This is a genomic window from Candidatus Eisenbacteria bacterium (genome assembly GCA_016867495.1).
Classification (GTDB): Bacteria; Eisenbacteria; RBG-16-71-46; order CAIMUX01; family VGJL01; genus VGJL01.
The window spans coordinates 1-8,662 of record VGJL01000109.1 but is presented as its reverse complement, the minus strand read 5'-3'; the positions used below and the strand labels follow the sequence as shown (position 1 = coordinate 8,662).

At 66.9% G+C, this 8,662-nt stretch carries 5 protein-coding genes; 2 read left to right on the top strand and 3 right to left on the bottom strand.

What is annotated here, in order from left to right; translation table 11 throughout:
- Nucleotides 1-154 precede the first annotated feature (154 nt).
- From FJY88_09720 to FJY88_09710, 3 genes are all read right to left on the bottom strand, one after another.
- Nucleotides 155-667 (bottom strand): Rieske 2Fe-2S domain-containing protein, encoded by a 513-nt coding sequence (locus FJY88_09720; GenBank protein ID MBM3287608.1) that lies wholly within the window; start codon nucleotides 665-667, stop codon nucleotides 155-157.
- Nucleotides 649-2,571, bottom strand: a complete 1,923-nt coding sequence (locus FJY88_09715; protein ID MBM3287607.1) for a 4Fe-4S dicluster domain-containing protein — start codon at nucleotides 2,569-2,571, stop codon at nucleotides 649-651. Before FJY88_09715 ends, FJY88_09720 begins: the two co-directional genes overlap by 19 nt.
- Before the next feature lie 184 nt (nucleotides 2,572-2,755).
- Nucleotides 2,756-6,226 carry a hypothetical protein gene (locus tag FJY88_09710; GenBank protein ID MBM3287606.1) on the bottom strand — a complete coding sequence of 1,157 codons (3,471 nt, stop codon included), beginning with the start codon at nucleotides 6,224-6,226 and terminating at the stop codon, nucleotides 2,756-2,758.
- Nucleotides 6,227-6,444: 218 nt separating this feature from the next.
- Here FJY88_09710 and FJY88_09705 point away from each other — a divergent pair, with 218 nt between their 5' ends.
- Both FJY88_09705 and FJY88_09700 read left to right on the top strand, forming a co-directional pair.
- Nucleotides 6,445-7,236, top strand: coding sequence for a TetR/AcrR family transcriptional regulator (locus tag FJY88_09705; GenBank protein ID MBM3287605.1), 792 nt, complete (start codon nucleotides 6,445-6,447; stop codon nucleotides 7,234-7,236).
- Nucleotides 7,233-8,405, top strand: a complete 1,173-nt coding sequence (locus FJY88_09700) for a hypothetical protein (protein MBM3287604.1) — start codon at nucleotides 7,233-7,235, stop codon at nucleotides 8,403-8,405. Before FJY88_09705 ends, FJY88_09700 begins: the two co-directional genes overlap by 4 nt.
- Nucleotides 8,406-8,662: the final 257 nt, after the last annotated feature.

Sequence of the window (8,662 nt, the reverse complement as noted above, 5' to 3'; positions counted from 1 at the left end):
TCCGATGCGGGAGAGCCCGAGCGAAACATCGAGTCGCGGAGCTCCCGCGGCGCGCGTCTCAGGTTCTCGCCGAAGCGGGCCAGGGCGCTTCGCCCGTCCGGGCATCTCCCTTCAGAAGGACGGCCCATGGCGCTCTGCCCGCTGCTCGACCCGGTCATCCCCGCGCCCTCCTCCCTGACTCGACCACCGACCCCTCATCGATCGTGCAGACGCTCCCTGCCGAGACAGCCAGCGCCAGCCATGGCAGCGGCTTCGGCGCGGGTCCGCGAACGACCGTGCCGTCCCTTCGGAATTCAGACCCGTGGCATGGGCACTTGAAGCCTCCGGCGTCCGCCTTCACGATGCACCCAAGATGAGTGCAAACCGTCGAGACCGCATAGACGCCGCCTTCGTCCCTGAAAATCGCCACCGACCGGCCCGGCGGCACGAAGGGAACCCCCGGCTGCATGGCTTCGGGAAGCTTCACGCTGAACTTCTTGGAAGGAGAGGGGAGGACCGCGGCTTTCGGAAGACGCATGATCCCTGCCAGGGCGAACGCGAGGCTCGCAAAGGAGGAGAAAACCGCCAGGCGACCGAGGAAGTCGCGCCTCGGAATCGGCTCGGGATCCAGCCGCGAGCGGCCGTTTCCCCCGGCCAGCGGTCGCGTTGTCATGCGGAGATCCTCCATTCGCCACGAAAGGCGACCCGTTCCATCGTGATTGCGTTGACCGGGCAGCGCTGCTCGCACAACGCGCAACGGATGCAACGCTCCTCGTCCTTCAGAATGGCGGAGTTCTCGCCGAGGTCGGCGCGAGACCCGATCGACCGCTCGATCAACTCCGCCAAGGGGGGGCCCCCGTCGATCCTGTCCAGCGACACGAGCTTCAGACAGGCTGTGGGACAGACATCGGCACATCCCCCGCAGAGAACGCACCGCGTCCCGTCGAAGACCGGCGTGACCCCGCAGTCGAGGCACCGCGACCCCTCGCGCCTTGCTTCCGCCTCGGAGTAGCCAGCCTCGACCTCGATCATGCCGGGACCGAGCCGATCGCCTGCCGGGCGGATCGGGATTTCGACCCGGCGGATCCCCTCGTACCCGGTCTCGCGCCGATATCGATCCAGAATCTGATGGCGCTCGATGATCTCGCTCCGCAAAGGCCTTCCCAGAACGTGGCGATAGACCGAACGTGCGGCGGCCTTGCCTGACGCGACCGCGTCGATGAGGAGCCGGGTGCCGTGCGCCAGGTCGCCCGCCACGAAGACCCCCGGCGCCGTGGTCATCAGCGTCTCCGGGTCGACCGCCGGCCAACCGGGTCGCGCCTCCTTGACGTCGGCGCCGCCGGCTCGGAGGAAGGACAGGTCGGGGGTCTGTCCGGCAGCGAGAAGGACGGTATCGCACGACATCCGCTTCAAGTCTCGATCGTCGTAGACTGGAGAGAACTTCCTGTCGTCGTCGTAGACCCTGAGGCATCTCCGGAAGAGAACGCCCGTCACGAGTCCCGCAGAGTTGCGCTCGATCGCCAGCGGCCCCCATCCGTTGAGCCTCTCGATCCCCTCCTCATCACCTTCGACGATCTCGATGGTATCGGCGGGCATTTCCTCCAGCGTCTCCAGGGAGACCAGGCAGACGCTGCGTGTGCCGGCGAGCCGCGCTGCGGTCCTCGCTGTGTCGTACGCCGCCTGCCGCAGGACCGTCCTGGCCACGTCATAGGCGACGTTGCCTCCCCCGATCACGACGACCCTCTCTCCCATCGGGATCGCTTCGCCCAGAGACACGCTCCTGAGGAGATCGACCCCACCGTAGACGTGAGGACCTTGCTCCCCGGGAAGTCCGAGCGATCGCGGCCGCTTGGCTCCGACCGCAATCAGGACCGCCGCATGATTCGCCCGCAGATCAGCGAAGCGCACTTCTTCGCCAACGCGCATGCCGCAGCGGATCTCCACGCCCAGGGCCTCGATCACCGACACTTCCCAGCGGATCAGGTCCCGCGGCAGCCGGTACTCGGGCACTCCCAGCATCAGCATTCCTGCCGGCACCCTCTCGGCCTCGTAGACCGTGGGGCGGAAGCCGAGCAACGCGAGATCGTGGGCGGCTGAGAGGCCCGCCGGACCCGCGCCTATCACGGCAATCCGCTCGCCTGAGGCCAGGGGGAGTCTCCGCTCGACAGCTCCGCGCAAGAGCGCGGCCATCTCCTCCACGCCGAAGCCTACCCCGGGCGCTCGGTCGCGGATCGCCCGGAGGGCGCCGTCCGGCGGGGACTTCTCGAATCCCCCCCATTCGCAGGCGAATCGCTTCAGTGCCCGGATCGCGATGGGGCGGTCGTCGGCGATGTACTCGCCGTCCGGTCCGACCCTCGGGAGCTTTCCTTTTCTACAGGCGCCCTCGCACGGAGCCCCGCAGACCCGGCCGCAGATCGAAGCGAAGGGATTCGGGCCCCGGGCGAGGAGGTAGGCCTCGTCGTAGGCGCCGTTGGCGACCGCACGCACATACCCGCGCGCGTCCGTGTGAACCGGGCAGGCGACCTGGCAGGAGATGAGAGAGCGGTGGTAGCCCTCCTCGGGAACCTGGACCCGCAGGCGGGGCGGATCCATTCTCGCTTCCAGTCCGGGAGCCTCCAACCGAGCCCTCCGTGGATCGCGTTGATCAAGTCATGCGCCGGACGCCGGCTCTTCCCGATTCGGCGGTGACTCTAGGATATTAGGATACGTTTGTCCAGAGGTAGTTTTCGCAGGACCGCCGGACCCGGAAGCTCGGAGCGGCGCACGATCTCGGAGACTATCTGATGGCGACGATACGCTGCGTCCGGCCCCCGGAGGCCGTCCCGGCCTTGACGAAGTAGACGCCCGACGCCACCTCCGCGCCCCGCTCGTCTCTGCCGTCCCAGACGGCGAGACGCATACCGGGCGCAACCGGCTCGGGCCTGAGCCTTCGCACCTCGCGTCCAGCGAGGTCGTGGATCGTTATCGCCGCCCCGATCGCGTCCTCGTCCGCTCCGATCCGCCAGAGGATCTCGGCCGACCGAGAGAACGGATTGGGCCGGATCGCCAGCGGCCTTCCCCCATCGGCCGCCCAGACCAGATCGGCGACTTCGGAGACGGCGCACCCAACGGGCAAGGCTCCGATCTGCGCGCAAACGAGGTTGTTGTCGGCCGCGCAGGGCGAGTCTGCAGAGAGGTGAAAGTCCCCCGCCTCCCGGCCGCAGAACCCCGGCGTGCAGGAGAGGTTGCCGGCGGACGACGCTTGCGTCGCGATGCAGCCGGTCCAGTCTCCGCCCGGGTTGCCGAAGACGTCGCAGCAGGCCATCGTGATCGATCCCGTGTAGCAGTGGGTCGCCGCGCCCTGGAGGTTGTATGCGATGATCGTGTTCGTGATCGTCGCATTCGACCCCATGGTGATGATCCCCGCCCCGTGATTCATCGCGGTGTTGCCCACGAGCGTGCAGTGGTCCATGCCGGCGATCGAGGAGTTGATGAAGGAGACGGCGCCGCCGGACCCGGCGGAGTTCCCCGTGAACGTGCAGTAGGAGATCGTCGGGCTCGAGTTGTAGCAGTTGATCGCCCCGCCGCTGGCCGTTGCTGTGGAGTTGCCCGTCAGGTAGCACCGGGTGATGGTCGGCGACGATTCGTTCTGACACTGGATCGCCCCGCCGCTGTAAGAACCCATGTTTCCGCCGGTGATCGTCAGATCGGAGACGACCGACCCGGCCCCTTCCCCTGAGTGGAAGTAGAAGGCGCGGTGGTTCTCGGATGGAGTCCCGCCGCAATCGATGACGCAAGCTCCGGCCGCACCGCTCTGCGATCGGACGGTGACCGCCTTTCCCCGGAAGTCGATGTCGCGGTTTCCCGGGCCCGTGTACAGGCCGTCCGCCAGCTCGATCGTGAAACCCGTGGTCGCGGCGTCGATCGCCGCCTGGATCGTCGGATAGTCGCCTGTCCCGTCGGCGCGGACGAGGAAGCCGCCGCATCGGACCGGGAAGGCTCCCACCTGGCCGCACTCCAGGTTGTTCTCCGCCGTGCATGGAGAGGGCGCGGTGAGTCCGAGGTTTCCGCCGGCGGGATCGCAGTAGAGCGGATCCTCCGAGAAGTTCCCATCGATCCCGAGCTGATCGGCGATGCAGCCGGTCCAGTCTCCGCCGGTGTTCCCGAAGAGATCACAGCAGGAGAGATCGATCGATCCGCCTGGGGAACCGCAGGCGACCGCCCCACCGCCGCCCGCGAATCCGAGGATGCTGTTTTCGAGGGCCACCGAGGCGGCCGACGCGACCCAGAGCCCGCCGCCCAAACCGGCCGCCGCTGAGTTCGCGTGCAGGGTGGTGGACGTCATGTCGAGCTGGGAGGTTCCGTCGATCGCCAATCCACCGCCGCGGTTGCCGGCCACGTTCTGCAGAAGGACGCATCCCGTCAGGGTCGGAGAGCCCCCCATGCAGTAGATCGCTCCACCGTCGCCGAGGGGTGGAGTCGCCTGGTTCCCGACAAAGACGCAATCGAAGAAAGAGGGGCTCGCGTTCACGCACGCGATCGCGCCGCCGTTCCCCGCGTCGGAGGCGCCGTCGACCTCATTGTCGCGCAGGATGCAGTTGCGCAGGGTCGGCGAGGAGCCGTTCGAGCAGAGCACCGCTCCTCCCGCGCCGCCGCCGGAGGCGTATCCGTTCTGGATGGTGAGCCCTTCGAGAACCGACGCGGATCCCTCGCCGGAGTCGAAGACGAAGCCTCGGCGGTTCTGCGGATTCCCCTGGCAGTCGATGACGCACGCCTCCGGATGTCCGCTCCGCGAGCGGATCGTGATCGCCTTGCCGGCGAAGTCCACGTCGACATTCCCCGGCCCTGTGTAGGTCCCGTCGTGGAGTTCGATCGTGTCTCCGTTGAGCGAAGCGTCGACGGCCGCCTGGATCGTCCCGAAGTCCCCCGTTCCATCCGCCCGGAGGCGGAAAACCATTCCGGAGGAGGGCATGATGCGGCGGTAGAGCTGCTCGGACATCGGGTCGTAGGCCGGGTAGATGTTGTCGATGGTGTACCAGGCTGTGTTGGATCCGCCCCATCCATAGTTGATGTGGTACTCGTTCAGGCCGCCGGTATCCCTCCATCCGTCGCAGACGACGGCATGTCCGGAGTTGGCGTCGAAGCGGAACGTGTAGATCATCGGCCGCGCGTTGTTGATTTCCTGCTGGATGATGCCGAACCAGGACTCCGGCGAATGCGAGTTCCGGTACTCCTTGTCGATCACATCCGCATAGCGGAAGTACTTAGGCATTTCGGTGATTGCGTAGTTGGTGTTCGCCCCCGAGCCGCACCGGCCGTAGTCCATCCGGAAGGCGACGCCCACCTCATAGGACAGCTCCGCCAGGGCGTCGCGCTGCGCCTGGGTGCATCCGCCGCCGCAGCTGTTCGGCATGTTGGCCCAGTCGTAGTCGTCGAAGAACTCGGCGTAGAGCCAAGCCCCTTGCGTCTGGCCGCCGCAGGAGTCGTCGCCGTCCCACCAGTACTCGAACGAGTAGAGACCGCGCGGGGGCCACGCATGGAATCTCATGATCTGCGCGACCGCCGTGGCCACGCAGCCGACCACGCACCGACCGCCGTCGCCCATGGGGCAGAAGTTGTAGTAGGGGCTGCCTTGATCCCAGGAGGTCGTCAGCAGCGGGCCGACCTGCGTCAGGCGCTCGGGATGGGCCCCCTGCGAGGGAGCGACCGCCGATCCGTCCAGGCCGAGAAGGAGGTCCCACTGGCGCCTGTGCTCCCGGCCGAAGGCGACATCTCCCTCCGAAGGCTGCGCGGCATCGACGCCGCCGTAGAGCCGGGTGAACAGGCGATGCTTGCTCTCGAGGTCCTCCCGGACGAGGCGGGCAAGGCCGTCCTCGCCGCCCATGTCCAGGTCCGAGTCCTCGGAGTAGCACCGGATCGGCGTCAGGTCCTTCAGAACGGGGACGACCACGTATCCCCGGGGATCGATCCCGTAGCAGCGCCCCAGCAGCGCCCCCGCCGGACTCAGGATCTCCTGGACTCCCGAGATGCGCGGGGTGGCCGTCCCGGCCCAGTTCCCCCGGGTCTCGACGACCTGTCCGAGCCAGGATTCGCAGACCCGCGCCATCTCCTCGGGGGTGGCGGAGTCGGCGGCAGAGACGGACGGATGGCCAAGGGTGAGGATCAGGAGCAACAGAGCTATGGCGGGACGATGCACATTGACCTCCGCATCGACGGTTTGCGGCCGGGCCGCCATGGCGGCGACGCCTCGTTCACGCAATTCTAGCACTTCGCAGGGATCCGCGCACGCGCAGCGGAGGCCCAGGGGCCTTCGGAAGCCCAGGAGACGGGGGCGCCGGGGCCCCGCGACCGAAGCCTCCCCGCCCAGGTCCCCCGGCCGTCCATTACATCTAATGATCCGGTGAAGGAGTCGGAATGCTCGAAAGGTTGACTCGGGGGCCCGGCGGGCGGACACTCTTCGAGGTCTCGAAGTAAGGACTCACTAACATGGGCGCTGCCAGCAGAACAAAGCGCATTCCCGCAGCGAGAAGGATCGCTCAGATCCTGGACCACGCCGTCGTTCTCTTCTCGCAGAAGGGGTTCGACAGAGTGACCATGCAGCAGATCGCCCGTCGCTGCCGCGTGACCGAGGCGGCGCTCTATCGACACTTCCGTTCGAAGGACGCGATCTACGAGGCGGCGATCCTCTCTCTCAGACGGCGTCTCGATCTGCCCGCCGCGATGGCGGAGGCCGAGAAGGCCAATAGCCTAGGAGACCTGCTGACCGCCATCGCCCGAACGATCCTGCGGTTTCATCGCGAGCATCCGGAGATGGCGCGGCTCCTGATGCAATGCTCCCTCGACCGTCACCGCCTCTGTTCCCGCGCCTTCAGGGATCTGCGCGCGCCGTTCGTCCGGTACCTGGCGGACAGACTCGAGGAGATGATCCGAGCGGGCCGCGTCCAAGCTGTCCAGCCGCAGATCACCGCCCGCTGCTTCATCGGGATGGTCTCCGAGTGCGGACTGAGCAACCATCTCTGGGGCGGAATCCAAGGCGCGAGATACGGGGAGGAGGAGAGCATCCGCAACAACGTCGCGATCTATGTCCGGGGTCTCACCCGGAACCGGCCGGTGGCTCGTCGCCCCGTCGTCGCTCGATCGGCCGTCCCCCGGAAAAACGCGAACGTCAAGCCCCCCGGACCCGAGGGACCGGGGAACCGATGGACTCGTCTCGGCGGAGGGAAGCGGTCCCTCGACCGGCCCTCCAGCCGCGACATCGAGGGAAGGAGGCAGAGATGAAGGGTCGGCTCGCAAGATTCGTTCTGTTCCTGCTCGTGGCGACGTCCGCGATCGGCATGTCGCTGGCGGGCTGCGCGGAGGACAAGAAGGACGCAACACGGCCGGAGGAGACTGCTCTCGAGAGGATCCAGCGGATCTTTCCGTCGAGCCTGCATGCGAAGCGCGCCGGCAAGGCGACCTTCTATGAGGCGGCCGACGGGTTCAAGACTCTCACCGGCGTCCCGATCAGCGAGCTCGCGTGCATCAAGTGCCACGCCGCGAACTACGCCGACGGCACGCCGGTCGAGCACGCGACCTACGCTCCTGGGTGCAAGGACTGCCACGCGGATCCGAGCGATCCCGGTGCCGCCGCGGTGACCGATCAGATCTGCCTGGGCTGCCACGGACGCCAGGGCGCGGAGCAGACTCTCTTTCAGGACGTTCACAGGTCGAGCGGAATGGGCTGCACAGACTGTCACTCGGAAGACGAGATGCACGGCGACGGGAACGTTTATCCCTCCTTCCTTGCGGCGGGGGCCTCCCGAGTCGGCTGCGAGGACTGCCACACTCCGAGCGCGCAGGGGAACATCTATCACCAGACGCACCTCTCGAAGCTCCACTGCTCCGCATGCCACGTGAAATCGGTGAGCAGCTGCTACAACTGCCATTTCGAGACGGAAATCGTGCAGGAGAAGAAGAGGTTCTTCGAGCAGAAGCCGCGAACCGGTTTCAAAATGTTGATGAACTACGAAGGCAAGGTCCACACGGCTACATTCCAGGCCCTCGTGGATGTGGACGGAGAGACCTTCGTAGCGCTGGCTCCCTTTTTCGGGCACAGCATCACGAAGGCGGACATCGCCTGCGGCGACTGCCACCTCCAGGACGGCGCGGGGAACCCGAGGCTGCAAGAGTATGTCGACGGCGGCGCGATCAGCGTGACGAGCTGGAATGCGGGAGGCTCGGGCGCGGAGCGTCTCGTCGGCCCGACAGGTGTGATTCCCGTCACCTCCGATTGGAAGACGGCGTTCCGGTTCGCATTCCTGGACTACATCGGGGAGGCGTCCGATCCGATCAACGGCCCCGTCAATCTGCCAAGCTGGAGCTACCACAAGGAGGAGATGGATGGCGGCCACATCGTCTACGGATCGCCGCTGACCCAGGATCAGATGGATGCCCTGATCGAAAACTGAGACACTCGAGTCCGCGGGACGGGAGGGCGGGGGGCCCTGGGGCTTTCCGCCCTTGCGAGAGACCTTGCCGGTCCGAGAGGATGCGCCGCGGGGGGCGCCTCCGGCGCTCTATCGCCGCCCGGGACGGATCTCCTGGACCTCGGCGAGAAGCGCGCGATCCCCCTCAGAGACTGCCCTCGCGCTTGCGCCGGAAGAAAGAGCGCATGAGATCGGCGGCCTCCTCCCCGAGGATGCCCCCGGCGACCTCAAGCCTGTGA

Coding starts and splice junctions, on each gene's coding strand:
- FJY88_09720 (MBM3287608.1), bottom strand. CDS start 667: ATGGAGGATCTCCGCATGACAACGCGACCGCTGGCCGGGGGAAACGGC.
- FJY88_09715 (MBM3287607.1), bottom strand. CDS start 2,571: ATGGATCCGCCCCGCCTGCGGGTCCAGGTTCCCGAGGAGGGCTACCAC.
- FJY88_09705 (MBM3287605.1), top strand. CDS start 6,445: ATGGGCGCTGCCAGCAGAACAAAGCGCATTCCCGCAGCGAGAAGGATC.
- FJY88_09700 (MBM3287604.1), top strand. CDS start 7,233: ATGAAGGGTCGGCTCGCAAGATTCGTTCTGTTCCTGCTCGTGGCGACG.